At 63.1% G+C, this 15,062-nt stretch carries 9 protein-coding genes; 6 read left to right on the forward strand and 3 right to left on the reverse strand.

Features of this window, described 5'->3' with window-relative positions; genetic code table 11:
- Positions 1-80: 80 nt before the first annotated feature.
- Positions 81-2,708: a valine--tRNA ligase gene (gene valS / locus ABIE35_RS05620; protein ID WP_354513123.1), complete on the reverse strand. Its 2,628-nt coding sequence runs from the start codon at positions 2,706-2,708 to the stop codon at positions 81-83.
- A gap of 73 nt (positions 2,709-2,781) precedes the next feature.
- Here valS and ABIE35_RS05625 point away from each other — a divergent pair, with 73 nt between their 5' ends.
- Positions 2,782-3,573, forward strand: coding sequence for an SDR family oxidoreductase (locus ABIE35_RS05625; RefSeq protein ID WP_354513125.1), 792 nt, complete (start codon positions 2,782-2,784; stop codon positions 3,571-3,573).
- On the opposite strand, the gene ABIE35_RS05630 is transcribed toward ABIE35_RS05625, so the two are convergent.
- Positions 3,570-4,613 carry an endonuclease/exonuclease/phosphatase family protein gene (locus ABIE35_RS05630; protein ID WP_354513127.1) on the reverse strand — a complete coding sequence of 348 codons (1,044 nt, stop codon included), beginning with the start codon at positions 4,611-4,613 and terminating at the stop codon, positions 3,570-3,572. The genes ABIE35_RS05625 and ABIE35_RS05630 overlap by 4 nt on opposite strands.
- A gap of 327 nt (positions 4,614-4,940) precedes the next feature.
- On the opposite strand from ABIE35_RS05630, the gene ileS reads away from it, so the two are divergent.
- The 4 genes from ileS to ndk are packed head-to-tail and all read left to right on the forward strand — an operon-like array spanning position 4,941 to position 10,520.
- Positions 4,941-8,240, forward strand: a complete 3,300-nt coding sequence (gene ileS / locus ABIE35_RS05635) for an isoleucine--tRNA ligase (protein ID WP_354513129.1) — start codon at positions 4,941-4,943, stop codon at positions 8,238-8,240.
- 2 nt (positions 8,241-8,242) lie between these two features.
- Positions 8,243-9,604 (forward strand): bifunctional folylpolyglutamate synthase/dihydrofolate synthase, encoded by a 1,362-nt coding sequence (locus ABIE35_RS05640; protein ID WP_354513131.1) that lies wholly within the window; start codon positions 8,243-8,245, stop codon positions 9,602-9,604.
- A 2-nt stretch (positions 9,605-9,606) separates the two neighbouring features.
- Entirely contained in the window at positions 9,607-10,059 is a 453-nt protein-coding gene (locus ABIE35_RS05645) for a DUF4233 domain-containing protein (protein WP_354513133.1), read from the forward strand.
- Between the two features lie 41 nt (positions 10,060-10,100).
- Positions 10,101-10,520 (forward strand): nucleoside-diphosphate kinase, encoded by a 420-nt coding sequence (gene ndk, locus ABIE35_RS05650; RefSeq protein ID WP_089595301.1) that lies wholly within the window; start codon positions 10,101-10,103, stop codon positions 10,518-10,520.
- A 79-nt stretch (positions 10,521-10,599) separates the two neighbouring features.
- Here the strand turns inward: ndk and ABIE35_RS05655 are convergent, their stop codons facing one another.
- Positions 10,600-11,280 (reverse strand): vitamin K epoxide reductase family protein, encoded by a 681-nt coding sequence (locus ABIE35_RS05655; protein ID WP_354513135.1) that lies wholly within the window; start codon positions 11,278-11,280, stop codon positions 10,600-10,602.
- Between the two features lie 486 nt (positions 11,281-11,766).
- On the opposite strand from ABIE35_RS05655, the gene ABIE35_RS05660 reads away from it, so the two are divergent.
- The gene (locus tag ABIE35_RS05660) at positions 11,767-14,958 is read left to right on the forward strand and encodes an Rne/Rng family ribonuclease (RefSeq protein WP_354513137.1); all 3,192 of its coding nucleotides are present in this window, start codon (positions 11,767-11,769) and stop codon (positions 14,956-14,958) included.
- Positions 14,959-15,062: the final 104 nt, after the last annotated feature.

Consider the following 15,062-nt stretch of genomic DNA (forward strand, 5'->3'; position numbering starts at 1 on the left):
AAGTCGAAGCCCCACCAACGGCAAAACGCTGATGGGGCTTCCCCTTTGCCCTGAATCAATGGGCGCAGTGACTTCCGGGACTACGACTGGGACGCGGACGTCTCCTCGGCAGGCGCCAGGACAACGTCGCTGACGGTCAGTTCGCCTTCACCGGACTGGAGCGTGATTTCCTGTGCGTTGGCGGCTGCCTTCAAGTCGCCCAGGCCGGCCTTCAGTTGGGCCACCAGAACCTCTGAGGCCGTGATCGAGGCAGAGACCACCTCTGTGCGCTGCTTGACCTTTGCCTCGGACTTCGCTTTGCGGATGCCGCTGAGAGCGATCCCCACTGTGCCCAGCATGGTGGTGTCGCCGTCGGTGACTTCCAAGGCAGCGGGCCACTCTGCGCGGTGGACGGACCCTGCGCGCCACCAGCCCCAGACCTCTTCGGTAGCGAAGGGCAGGAACGGTGCGAAGAGACGCAGGAGTGAGTCCAGCGTTGTCGCCAGCGCAGCAAGGACCGAGGCCTGCTCAGTCTCGCCGGCGGCACCATAGGCGCGGTCCTTGATGAGCTCTACGTAGTCGTCCGTGAACTGCCAGAAGAAGGACTCGGTGATCTGGAGCGCGCGGGCGTAGTCGTAGTTCTCAAACGCCTTGGTGGACTGGGCAACGACGTCGGACAGTTGCGCGAGCAGCGCACGGTCCAGCGGGTTGGTCAGCACCAAGAGGTCACCGGAGACCACGGAGTTCTCGGTGGCACCAAGGTTGAGCACGAACTTGGAGGCGTTCAGCAGCTTGATGGCCAGGCGACGCCCGATCTTCATCTGCGCAATTTCGTAGGCAGTGTCCGCGCCAAGCTTGGCAGAGGCGGCCCAGTAACGGACGGCGTCGGAACCGTACTCGTTGAGCACATCCGTGGGCACCACAACGTTGCCCTTGGACTTGGACATCTTCTTGCGGTCCGGGTCCAGGATCCAGCCGGAGATGGCCGCATGCTTCCACGGGGCATTCTTCTGCAGGGCATCAGCGCGAACGGCCGACGAGAACAGCCAAGTGCGGATGATGTCGTGGCCCTGCGGACGGAGGTCGAAGGGGTAGACCTTGGAAAACAGGTCCTCGTCACGGCTCCAGCCGCCCACAATCTGCGGGGTGAGCGAGGACGTGGCCCAGGTATCCAGGACGTCGGCGTCACCTGTGAATCCGTTGGCCTGGTCACGCTGCGCCTCGTCGAAGCCGGGAGCAGCGTCCGCAGCGGGATCCACGGGCAGAAGATCGTCCGAGGGCAGGATGGGGTTGTCGTAATCCGGGTTGCCCTGGGCATCCAGCGGGTACCAGACGGGGATGGGCACGCCAAAGAAGCGCTGGCGGGAAACCAGCCAGTCACCGTTCAGGCCGGCGATCCAGTTCTCGTAGCGGGAGCGCATGAAGGCCGGGTGGAAGGTGATTTCCTGGCCTCGACCGATCAGGCGTTCGCGGCGTTCCTCATCGCGGCCACCATTGCGGATGTACCACTGACGTGACGTAACAACCTCGAGGGGCTTGTCACCCTTTTCGAAGAAGTTCACCGGGTGGGTGATCTTCTTCGGTTCGCCGTCCAGCAGGTCCGCTGCCTTGAGCAGTTCAACTACGGCTTCCTTGGCGGAAAAAGCGGTCTTGCCCGCGATCGCAGCGTAGGCTTCCTTGCCTGCCTCGGTGGTGATCCATTCCGGGATGTCGGCAATGATGCGGCCGTCGCGGCCCATGATGGCACGCGTGGGCAACTGCAGTTCGCGCCACCAGGTGACGTCGGTGAGGTCGCCGAAAGTACACACCATGGCAATGCCGGAGCCCTTATCCGCCTTGGCGAGGGGGTGGGCCTTGACCTCAAGCTCGACGTCGAACAGCGGGGACTTCACGGTCTTGCCAAACAGCGGCTGGTACCGTTCGTCGTCGGGGTTTGCCACCAGGGCCGCGCAGGCAGCCAGCAGTTCCGGGCGGGTGGTCTCGATGAAGATCTTTTCGCCGTCTTCAGTGAAGAACGGGTAGCGGTAGTACGCGCCGGCAACTTCGCGGTCCTCAAGTTCGGCCTGTGCAACAGCCGTGCGGAACGTCACATCCCAAAGCGTGGGAGCTTCGGCCATGTAGGCGTCACCGGCAGAGAGGTTCGCGAGGAAGGCTCGCTGGGACACCGCACGTGAAGTGTCGTCAATGGTGCGATACGTCAGGTCCCAGTCCACGGACAGGCCCAGGGTCTGGAACAGGTTCTCGAAGACCTTCTCGTCCTCAACGGCGAGTTCCTCGCACAGTTCGATGAAGTTCTGGCGCGAGACGACGTCGAAGTCGCGCTGGTTCTTGGCCGGCTGCGCGGGCGGCGTGTAGTCGGCCTGATAGGGGATGGCGGGATCGCAACGCACACCATAGTAGTTCTGGACGCGGCGCTCGGTGGGCAAGCCGTTGTCGTCCCAGCCCATGGGGTAAAAGACGTTTTTCCCGGTCATTCGCATGTACCGGGCCTGGACGTCAGTCTGGGTGAAGGAGAACATGTGGCCCACGTGAAGCGAGCCGGATGCCGTGGGCGGGGGAGTGTCGATCGAGTAGACCTGCTCCCGGGTGGTGTCCGGGTTGAACTTGTAGGTTCCTTCAGCCAGCCAGCGCTGCGTCAAGGCAGCCTCAAGGCCTTCAAGGGCCGGCTTGTCGGGAACGTTGATGGGGTTGGTGGCGGGCGTGTCTGTACCCTGCGTTGATTCAGCCATGGATCAATTGTTTCATGGCCTGGCGTTACAGCCCGCCGGGGAATGACTGTGCACCCCCGGATAAGGTGGTGCCATGACTTCGGCAGCGCACAGCACCCCCTCAGGACAGAATTCCGGCACGAACAGGACGGCCGTGGTGACCGGTGCAAGCACCGGCATCGGTGAAGCCACCGTGAGGGCCCTGGCTTCCACGGGCTGGACGGTATTCGCAGTGGCGCGCAGGGCCGAAAGGCTCGAGGCCCTGGGCGCTGAAATCGGTGCTGTGCCGTTCACCGCTGACATCACCAACGACGACGACGTCGCCGCCTTGCTGGAGGCCGTGACCACGGCCGGAGGTGCTGACACCCTCATCAACATCGCCGGCGGTGCACGCGGCGCGGACACCATCGCCAACGCCGACACGGAGGATTGGGAATGGATGTACCAGGTCAACGTTTTGGGGACCATGAAGATCACCCGGGCGTTCCTGCCCATGTTGCGGGACAACGGCGAAGGTACGGTCCTGAACCTGACCTCCACTGCCGGCCTGTCGGCGTATGAGGGCGGTGCCGGCTACAACGCCGCCAAGTTTGCCCAGCACGCCATGACCAACGCCTTGCGCCTGGAAGAGGTGGGCAACAACATCCGGGTCATCGAGGTGGCTCCAGGGCTGGTGTACACGGAGGAATTCGCGCTCAACCGGCTGGGCGACAAAGACGCGGCCGCCAAGGTTTATGCCGGTGTGGACAAGCCGCTGACCGCCGGGGACGTTGCAGGCGTAGTGGCGTATTCAGTATCGTTGCCGCACCACATCAACCTTGACCAGATCGTCGTTCGTCCTGTGGCGCAGGCAGCCAACCACAAGCTGATCCGCAGGGAAAGTTAACCGGCCGGAATGCTGAGCGTTGCCAGGATGGCGGCGTGGTCGGTGCCCGGAACGTGGAGGACCGCGTAGCCGCTGCTGCTGATCCGGGGCGAGGTGACCATGTGGTCGATGACAATGCCCGGCAGCGGCTGTCCCTCCATGGGCCACGTCGGGGAGAACCGCCCACCGGAAGCAATGCCGACGTCGATGAGCTTCGTGCCCGTTTGCTGACCACCCAAGGCGTTATCGAGCAACGAACGGAACTCGGCGTGATCGTACGTTGCGTTGTAGTCGCCCACCAACAGATGGTTCCCGGGCCGGGAAGCCTGCCGGGACAGCTTGTCCAGATCGCTGCGCCACTGCCCGATCCGCTCATCAACCGGTGGAAGGGTATGGACGTTGGTGAGGTTCAGCGCCGCCGTGGAACCAGCACCGGCATCCGTGACCTGTACCCGGGTCACGTCCATCCGGAACGGGGTGTCAGGGAGCAGCCCCACGGCCTCCAGCGGGAACACGGAGTACACAGCGCCACCGGACGCGTCGTCATTGGGTTGGCTGAGGAGATTCGGCAGCACGTGCTCCAGGCCCGCTGAGCGGAGGGCGTCTTCAAGCCGTTGGGTGTGTTCCTGGATCGTCAGCAACTGGACACCCTTCCCGCGGACCAGCCTCACAATGGTCGCCGCGTCCGCCTCGCCATACTCGGAGTTGAGGCTCATCACCTTCAGCGAAGCCGTGGCCGTCCCTGCCGGCAGTGCTTCCGCTTTTCCGCTGTCCAAAGGGAACAGCCAGAAGAGTTGAACCGCCAACAGCGCCGCCGTCGTGAGGATGACCCACCACCGCCGCCCCACCACAGCAAGCACCAGCGCAAGCGCCGCGGGCAGCACCATCCAGGGTGTGAAGGACAGCAACTGCACCACAACGAGGGGCCATTCAGCAGGGATGGCACGGAAAATCGACAGCCCCGCTACCGGCAGCGACATCACCAGGCCCAGTACCGACCACGCGATGGACACGGACTGCCGGGGGCGGCTTTCCTGAAGTGCAGGAGCAGGAAGCATCATGGGGATGAGTCTATGTTTCAGCGGCGCCACCGGGCTCCATCCTTGGGATGAACTCCGGGTAGAGGGAGGCGCCAGGCTGCCGCTAGACTTGGGGGAGCAGCTTTGACCCGGCCATCACCGGTGAGCTTCCGGAAGAACAGCTCTGACCACCTGCAAAGGTGGCAGGCGCCCAGTAGAACCGGACGGGTAAGCCCGTCACAGCAGTAATGAGAGGCCGGAATATCCGTTCCGGTAAGTGAGGTGGTACCGCGGTACCTGCGCAGCCGACAGGCAGCACAGACGCCGTCCTCGCATCCTGACAGTCAACCAGCTATCACAGGATATGAGATGACCCACTACCCCAAGGCCTCAGCGTCTTCGTCCGGCACGCACGGCGTGTCCGCTTCCGTGAAGTTCCCGGAAATCGAAGAGCGCATCCTCAAATACTGGGACGAAGACGGCACCTTCCAAGCCAGCATCGACCAACGTGATGCGGGTAAGGACGGCAGCAACGAATTCGTCTTCTACGATGGCCCTCCCTTCGCCAACGGCCTCCCGCACTACGGCCACCTGCTCACGGGCTACGCCAAAGACCTCGTAGGCCGCTACCAGACCCAGCGCGGTAAGCGCGTAGAGCGTCGCTTCGGCTGGGACACGCACGGCCTCCCGGCAGAGCTCGAGGCCATGAAGCAGCTCGGCATGACGGACAAGACACAGATCGAAGCCATGGGCATCGATAAATTCAACGACGCCTGCCGCGCCTCCGTGATGAAGTACGCCAACGAGTGGAAGGCCTACGTCACCCGCCAGGCCCGCTGGGTGGACTTCGAGAACGACTACAAGACCCTCAACGTCGAATACATGGAGTCGGTGCTCTGGGCCTTCAAGCAGCTGCATGAAAAGGGCCTGACCTACAACGGTTACCGTGTCCTCCCATACTGCTGGAAGGACGAGACCCCTCTGTCCAACCACGAACTCCGCATGGACGACGACGTCTACAAGAACCGCCAGGACCAGACGGTGACGGTCACGTTCCCCATCAAGGCAGGCGACACCGGTCTCTCTCAAGACCTTGCAGGTGTCCAGGCACTCGCATGGACCACCACGCCCTGGACGCTGCCCACCAACCTGGCGCTCGCCGTCGGACCTGACATCTCCTACGCCGTCCTGCCCGCAGGACCGAACGGTGTGAAGGCGGCTTCCGCTGAAGCCCCGGTCACCGGCAGCTTCCTGCTCGCTGCTGACCTTGTGGGGTCCTACGCCAAGGACCTGGGGTACGGTGACGGTGCCGACGGCGTCGCTGCCGCAACTGCCGCCGTTGTCTCCACCCACACAGGCGCCGAGCTGGCAGGCCTTGAGTATGAGCCGTTGTGGAACGACTTTGCGGATACTGAGAAGTACGGGACGCAGAATGCCTGGCGATTCCTGGTGGCGGACTACGTCACCACCACCGACGGTACGGGCATCGTCCACCAGGCTCCGGCCTATGGTGAGGATGACCAGAAGGTCTGTGAAGACGCCGGTATCCCTGTAGTCCTCTCCGTGGATGAAGGCGCCAAGTTCCTGCCGCTGTTTGCCCATGGCGAGCTGGCCTCGATCGTTGGCCTGCAGGTTTTCGACGCCAACAAGCCCATCACCCAGGTGCTCCGCGCCGATGGCCGGTTGGTCCGCCAGGCAAGCTACGAGCACAGCTACCCGCACTGCTGGCGTTGCCGGAACCCCCTGATCTACCGCGCAGTGTCATCCTGGTACGTGGAGGTCACCAAGTTCAAAGACCGCATGTCCGAGCTGAACCAGGAGATCAACTGGATCCCGGGCAACGTCAAGGACGGCCAGTTCGGCAAATGGCTGGACAACGCCCGCGACTGGTCCATCAGCCGCAACCGCTATTGGGGCTCACCCATCCCCGTGTGGCAGTCGGATGATCCCGAGTACCCGCGCACCGACGTCTACGGTTCGCTGGCGGAAATGGAGGCCGACTTCGGCCGCCTCCCGGTCAACAACCAAGGCCAAGTGGACCTGCACCGTCCGTTCATCGATGAACTGACCCGTCCCAACCCGGACGACCCCACGGGGAAATCCACCATGCGCCGAGTCGAGGACGTCCTGGACGTCTGGTTCGATTCCGGGTCCATGCCGTACGGACAGGTGCACTACCCATTCCAAAACGAGGAATGGTTCGACACCCACAACCCGGCGGACTTCATCGTGGAGTACATCGGACAGACACGCGGCTGGTTCTACATGCTGCATATCCTGTCCACCGCGCTGTTTGATCGCCCGGCCTTCCGCAATGTGATCAGCCACGGCATCGTACTGGGCTCCGACGGCCAGAAGATGTCCAAGAGCCTGCGCAACTACCCGGATGTGTCCGAGGTCCTGGACCGCGACGGTTCCGACGCCATGCGCTGGTTCCTCATGTCCAGCCCCATCCTTCGCGGTGGGAACCTCGTGGTGACCGAGCAAGGTATCCGCGATGGCGTCCGTCAGGTCATCCTGCCGCTGTGGAACGTCTACAGCTTCTTCACGCTGTACACCAATGCCGCCAATGGCGGTGCGGGCTACGAAGCGAAGCTGCGTTACGACGGCTATGCCGACACACTCGATCAGTACCTCCTGGCTAACACCGGGGACCTGGTCCGGAACGTCACTGCCAGCCTGGACAGCTATGACATCTCCGGTGCCTGCGATGAACTGCGCAGTTATCTGGACATGTTGACTAACTGGTACGTCCGCCGCAGCCGCCAGCGTTTCTTCGACGAGAATGTTGACGCCTTTGACGCGCTCTACACGGCTTTGGAAGCCGTATGCAGGGTGTCGGCATCGTTGTTGCCGCTGGTATCCGAGGAGATCTGGCGTGGTCTCACGGGTGGCCGCTCGGTGCACCTGGCTGACTGGCCGGACGCGTCCTTGTTCCCTGCCAACGCTGGGCTGGTGGAGGCCATGGATCGCGTGCAGCAGATCTGCTCCACCGGTTCCAGCCTGCGCAAGGGCGCTAACCTGCGCGTCCGCCTGCCCTTGCAGGAACTGACTGTTGTGGCACCTGGAGCAGACGCGCTGGAAGGCTTTGCCGCCGTCGTCGCTGATGAACTGAACCTGCGCTCGGTTCGTCTGCTGGACGCCGCTACTGCCTCGCCTGAGGAATTCGGTATCGAGCAGAAACTGGTGGTCAACGCCCGGGCTGCGGGACCGCGCCTGGGCAAGAACGTCCAGCAGGCCATCAAGGGATCCAAGTCCGGCGATTGGTCTGTCGATGATGCCGGTGTTGTGGTTGCCGGTGGCCTCGAGCTCGAGCCGCACGAATACACGCTGGAGACTGTGGTTGCGGAAGCGGCCGACGGCGGCAGCTCGGCAGTAGCCGTACTTCCTGGCGGTGGCTTTGTGGTCCTGAACACCGAGGTCACCCCGGAGCTTGCCGCAGAAGGGCTGGCCCGGGACATGGTCCGCACCATCCAGCAGGCCCGCAAGGACGCTGGATTCAACGTGAGCGACCGCATCCGCACCTCTGTGGAGGCCGCGCAGGACGTCGTCGACGCCCTGGAAGCCAACGCGGAGCTCGTCAAGACAGAAACGCTGACCCTTGAGTTGGAGGTTCTGCTGGCCGGCGTCGACGAACCGCAGGTCACGGTCACCAAGGCAGGAGCCTGACCATGACTGACGAATTCTCAGTAGAAAGCGTCTACGCCGAACTTCTGGGCCGTGCTCCGGAAAACAAGATGGAACCGCGCCTGGCCCCCTTGTTCCGTGCCATGGACGTGCTGGGGGAGCCGAACAAGGCGTACCCGATCATTCATATCACCGGTACCAACGGCAAAACGTCAACGGCCCGCATGATCGAGGCCGGACTCCGTGCCCACGGACTGAGCACGGGCCGGTACACCAGCCCGCACTTGTCCAAGGTCACTGAGCGCATCAGCATCGACGGCGAACCTGTGCCCGACGCGACTTTCGTGCGAATCTGGGACGAAATCCGCCCGTACTTGGAAATCGTGGACAGCGAGCTCGAGGCCGGCAACGAGCCGCGCCTGACGTACTTTGAGTGCCTCACCATTCTGGGCTTTGCTGTTTTCGCGGACCAGCCGGTTGATGTTGCCGTGATCGAAGTCGGGTTGGGCGGCATCACCGACGCCACCAACGTGGGCGACGGTCAAGTCTCGGTCATCACGCCGATCTCTTTGGACCACACGGATCTCCTGGGCGACACCACCGAGGACATCGCTTATGAGAAGGCCGGCATCATCAAACCAGGCGGGTTCCTGGTCAGCGCCGCCCAGCCGGTGGACGCCGCGCAGGTCCTGTTGGAGAAAGCCCGCGAAGTGGACGTGCCGTTCCGGTTCGAGGGCGTTGAATTTGGTGTTGAGTCCCGCGCAGTGGCCGTGGGTGGCCAGGTGCTCACCATCCAGGGATTGGCCGGCCGCTATGAGGACCTGCTGCTTCCGCTCCATGGGGCCCACCAGGCTGAAAATGCTGCCGTCGCCGTTGCAGCACTGGAAGCCTTCTTCGGCGGGGGAGAGAAGGAACTCGATGCAGAGGTGCTGACGGAAGCGTTCGGCAACGTGACGTCGCCAGGGCGGCTGGAGGTTGTCCGCACGGCGCCTACCGTGGTGGTTGACGCTGCGCACAATCCGGATGGCATCCGCGTCTCAGCTGAGGCCATCCAGGAGGCCTTCAGTTTCAGCAAGCTCGTAGTGGTGGTAGGAGTCCTGCGCGAGAAAGACGCGGAGGAAATCCTGAAGACCCTCAGGGATTCCCTCGGTGGACTTGCCGGAGAATTCTGCTTCACGCAATCCAACTCGGCGCGTGCCGTTCCCGCAGCGGAACTGGCCGAACTCGCCGTCGACCTTGGCTTCGGCGAGGACAACATCCACATTGCTGAAAAGCTCGATGACGCCCTTGAATGGGCCGTGGAGCGTGCGGAATCCAACGACGACCTCGCAGGCGGCGTCCTGGTGACCGGCTCCATCACCGTGGTGGCCGAGGCCAGGATCCTGCTCGGAAAGGCCGGTGCCTAAACATGGCAAAAATGACCAAGGCGCAGCGTGAATGGCGCCCCGGCATGCCCAGGAAGCGCCGCTCCACCAAAGTGATGTTCGCATCCACCGTGCTCCTCCTCGAAGCCTTCGTCGCGTTCTTCGGCACGCTGGCGGTCTTCGGCTTGAGGCGCGGGGAGGTAGCCCCCGGCATCATCCTGGGCGTGGGCATCGCCTTGAGCGTGGTGCTGGTCCTCGCCTGCGCTGTGTTGTCCAAGCCTTGGGGGATCGCCGTTGGCTGGGCGCTGCAGCTGGTGTTGATCCTGACGGGCTTTGCAGAGCCAACAATGTTCATTGTGGGCATCCTGTTCGCCATCTGCTGGTGGTACGGGATCAGGGCCGGCATGAGGATTGACCGTGAAGTAGCCCAGCGGGACCGTGAACAGGCCGAATGGGATGCTGCCCACGGTGACGAAGCAGACCCGCAAACCCCGTAAACTGGCTGGGAAAACCACCGACCAACCACATTGGAGCAACTGTGAGCATTGAACGGACCCTCGTCCTGGTCAAGCCCGACGGCGTCGCCCGCAACCTGGGCGGAACCATCCTCGCCCGGATCGAAGCCAAGGGTTACACCCTGGCGGAACTGAAGAAGGTCAACGCATCCCGCGAGCTGCTGGAGCAGCACTATGAGGAGCACGTGGGCAAGCCGTTCTACGAGCCACTGGTTGAATTCATGCTGAGCGGACCGGTCATCGCGGCGGTCTTCGAGGGCCACCGTGTCATTGAAGGCTTCCGCTCGCTGGCTGGAACCACGGATCCCACCACGGCGGCACCGGGCACCATTCGTGGTGACTTCGGCCGCGACTGGGGCCTGGCAGTCCAGCAGAACCTTGTTCACGGCTCGGATTCCGTTGACTCGGCCGAGCGCGAAATCAAAATCTGGTTCGCAGGCTAGTCACGCCTCACCGAAATACAGAAAAGGCCAATGTTCATCACGAACATTGGCCTTTTCTGTCACCTCGCGTGGGTTTTTCCTATGCGGAGGACCCCACGAAGATGTGGATGAACGAGAAGAAGATGGTAGCGGTGACGGCAACGTACAGGAGCGCCACAATGATCCAGCCGGACTCTCCCAGCAGCTTTGCCAAGGCCGGTGGCGCCTTGATGACTCCATGGGTGACATTGCGGATGGTTACCCAGACAAACAACGGGATCATGGCCGCCCACACCACCATGCAGAACGGGCAGAGCACGTGGATCGCGTAGAGGGCCTGCGACCACAGCCAGACCACGAAGGCGAAGCCGAAGGTAACGCCTGCCTGGAGCCCCAACCAGTAGCCTCGTGAGAACTTGGCCCCCGCGAGGATGCCCATCGCCGTGGTGATGATGACGGCAAAGGCGACAATGCCGATGAACATGTTGGGGAACCCGAACACGGAACTCTGTGGTGTCTGCATGACCGCGCCGCAGGAAACCCAGGGATTCACATCGCAGACGGTCACGTGGTTGGGGTCCTTGAGAACTTCAAGCTTCTCCAGTACCAAGGCTCCGGACGCCACCCATCCGATCACGCCGGTGATCAACAGCAGCCAGGCAAAGGGTTTGTCACGGACAGTCCGGGGGAGTGAATCCTGGTGTGGACCTGCCTGCGTGGAGAAATCCTCCACGGAGTTGGTGGATTGATTGGCCAGGTTTCCCCTGGCTGTGCTCGGCATCGCGGATCTGGTCCTTTTCAATGTATGGTCCGGCCACGCCGGTATGGGCTCTTGGGAGGATTCTAACTCCGGAGGCTGGACGGTGCCCCCAAGCTTCAGGGTGGTGTCCGTTCCCTGGGAGCTGCGACACAGCGGCCTACCGTGGGAAGGTGAACGGGTGTGAGAGAATGAACATGGCCGGAACCCGATCCACATTCGGAATCCGGTCCGGTGACTTTGTTCCCAAGACCGCCAGTATGAGCTGGGCACGCCTGGATCACGTGATCCTTGGTGGGCCCGCCATGACAATGGACGGCACCTGGTTGTGGCAGCAGAACAACGGGTTTCAGAACAATGGCGCCGGCTTTCCAGGGCTGCCGCACCCCAATGATGGTGCGAACCGGAAAGCATACTACCGACTTCTGTCAACGCCTGCGGGTTTTGACAATATTTGCCCCACTGGGCGCCGGATGTGGCGGTGTCGCTGGGGCAGGAGTGTTGCCACATATGGATAATGACCAGGTTGTAGCCGTTAATAACGAGGCAGCTCCCGCGGAAACTGCGGAAGCGCCAAAGAAAGCCACCCGGACCCGGCGCAAGGCTGCGCCCAAAGTTGCAGCTGACGCCGAGGCACAGGTTGCAGCAGCGCCTGTCGTTGAATCGACGGAGGCCCCTGAAGCAACGGATGCCCCCGCTGCGCCGGTACGACGTACCCGCTCACGCAAGAAAGCAGAACCCGCTGAGCCACTGCCCGGTTTGGGTGAGGACGTCGCTGCCGCGCCGGAAGCCGCTGTAGAGACCCAGCCCGAAGCCGTCGCCGAGCCTGCCCCCGAAAAGCCGGTCCGCCGTCGTCGTACTGCCAAGCCCAAGGTTGAAGCAGAGGCGCCTGCCGCCGACGAAGCAACTGTTGCTGCGGAAACCACAGTTGAAACCACGACGCCGGACGCCGCCTCCCAGCAATCGTCGCCTGCCGCTGAAGCACCAACCATTGATGCGGCTCCTGTTGAGGCAACCCCCGAAGAGGAGGAAGCCGCCGCTGCAGGATCTGCTTCGCTTTTCCTGGAGCCGGTTTCCATCACGTCCATGATTTTCCAGGCTCCGGACCTCACCACTGTTCCCCGCGTTGTCGCGGTGGAGGCGAAGGAAGATGAGCCCGAGGAAGAATCTGAGGCCGGTGCCGAGGATGAGCTGGAAGATGCCGGTAGTCGTCGCCGCCGCCGGAGCCGTGGTCGCCGCGGCCGCCGCGGAACCGAACGCGAAGAAAGCGAAGCCGGAGAGGGCGCCGAGTCTGACGACGAGGAAATCCCTGCCGCTGAAGCCTCCGACGAAGGAGTGACCTCGCGTCGGCGTCGTCGTCGCCGCCGTGGCGACCAGGACCTTGAACTGACCGGCGGCTCGGACGATGATCCGCCCAACACAGTCACCCGTGTCCGTGCTCCCCGCCCCATCACGGAAACTGCTCCCTCCAATCGCGTGACCAGCGTCAAGGGCTCCACCAGGCTTGAAGCCAAGAAGCAGCGCCGCCGTGAATCCCGCGAGACCGGACGCCGCCGCCAGGTCATCACCGAGGCTGAATTCCTGGCCCGCCGCGAATCAGTGGACCGCCAGATGATTGTCCGCCAGCGCGACGACAGAATTCAGATCGGCGTCCTGGAAGACGGCGTGCTTGCCGAGCACTTCGTCTCCAAGACCCAGCAGGACTCCCTGATCGGCAACGTCTACCTGGGCAAGGTCCAGAACGTCCTGCCGTCCATGGAAGCTGCCTTCGTGGACATCGGACGAGGCCGCAACGCCGTGTTGTACGCCGGTGAAGTCAACTGGGACGCGGTCAACCTCGAGGGCCAGCCGCGTCGGATCGAGAATGCGCTCAAGTCCGGCGATTCCGTCCTTGTCCAGGTCACCAAAGACCCCGTAGGCCACAAGGGTGCCCGCCTGACCAGCCAGATCTCCCTGCCCGGCCGCTACCTGGTGTACGTGCCCGGTGGTTCCATGACCGGTATTTCACGCAAGCTGCCCGACGTCGAACGCAACCGCCTCAAGCGCATCCTGAAGGATCGTTTGCCGGAAAACGCAGGCGTCATTGTCCGTACGGCTGCTGAAGGTGCGTCGGAAGAAGAACTGACGCATGACATCAACCGCCTGCGCGCCCAATGGGAAGGCATCGAAGGCCAGGCCTCCTCCACCAAGGTCCTGGCGCCGGAACTCCTCTACGGCGAACCGGACCTGACCATCAAAGTGGTCCGTGACGTCTTCAATGAAGACTTCTCCAAACTGATCGTTTCAGGCGACGAGGCCTGGGACACCATTGAGGCCTACGTCACCTACGTTGCCCCCGACCTTGTGGGCCGCCTCGAGAAGTGGACCAAGGACCAGGACATCTTTGGTGCCTGGCGTATCGACGAGCAGATCCACAAGGCGCTGGAACGCAAGGTCTTCCTCCCGTCCGGTGGTTCGCTGGTCATCGACCGCACCGAAGCCATGACCGTGGTGGACGTCAATACCGGTAAGTTCACCGGCAGCGGTGGAAACCTTGAAGAAACCGTCACCAAGAACAACCTCGAAGCTGCCGAGGAAGTTGTTCGCCAGCTTCGCCTGCGTGACATCGGCGGCATCATTGTCATCGACTTCATCGACATGGTCCTTGAGTCCAACCGCGACCTCGTCCTCCGCCGCATGGTTGAGTGCCTTGGTCGCGACCGTACCAAGCACCAAGTGGCTGAAGTGACGTCACTGGGCCTTGTCCAGATGACCCGCAAGCGCATGGGTACCGGACTCCTTGAGGTCTTCGGTGAGCAGTGCGAGCACTGTGCCGGCCGCGGCGTGGTCACCCACGATGAACCCGTGGAGCACCGCCGCGCCAACGTTGTGGCTGCCGAGCACCACCGCCCCCACACTGAGGCGCAGCAACCCACAGCCCGAACGGAACGCAAGCGCCGCCGTGGCAAGGGTGGCGGACAGTCTGTCACCGAGGCTCCTGCGCCGGTCCACACCACTGCTTCTGCCCCTGCCGCACCTCCTGCTGCCACAGAGCCGCAGGATCCAGCCAAGCAGGCCAAGGCGGAGGCAACCCGGGCTGCACTTGCGACGATCGCTGCTGCCGCCCACGCTGCCCACCTCCATGATGACGAAGTTCACCGTGCAGAAGAGGAGGCGCGGGCGGCCGGCCAGCACCAGGCGCCTGCTGCATCACAGTCCGGGGCGGGAGAGCACGCCGACCGCGAATCAGACCGGGAAGCACCGGTTCGTGAAGCACGGTCCACTCCGGTTCTGCGCTTCGGCGGGGAAGAGGTGGCCCTGCCAATCGGGGAACACCACGAGGAGCCGCCTGCAGCCAAGCCTGCCATGAGCCTGGATCTCCTGGCCGAAGCGTTCTCCCACCTTGGCGCAGCACCCGAGGCAAAACCCGAAACAGTGGTTCCTTCCAAGACAGCCGCCGCGCCGGAAGCCGCCGCGGCAGGTTTTGCAGATGAGGACCCTGAAGCTGCTGCGGCGTCGAAGTCCCGCCGAGGGCGTCGCAACCGCAGTGCGAGCCGTGCGCAGGGTGCAGCCAACGAGACCAGTGTTGAGCACCACGAGGTAACTGCTACGGCAGCGCGTGGAACGGCGCACGAGGCCAAAGCGCCGGCGGAGCCTGCCAAGAAGGTAGCCTCCGAGGAACCCATCATCCTTGGGGTTGGCGTTCCCGCTTCGGAGCTCTAGCATCTGATCCGCAAGGGCCCCCAGTACCCGCCATAAGCGGGTAATGGGGGGCCCTTTGCTGTCTGCTCACAGCGGTCATAACCGGTCTTCTGCGTAGCGCAGTT

Origin of the sequence: Paenarthrobacter sp. 4246 (assembly GCF_040546855.1) — a bacterium.
Lineage (GTDB): Bacteria > Actinomycetota > Actinomycetes > Actinomycetales > Micrococcaceae > Arthrobacter.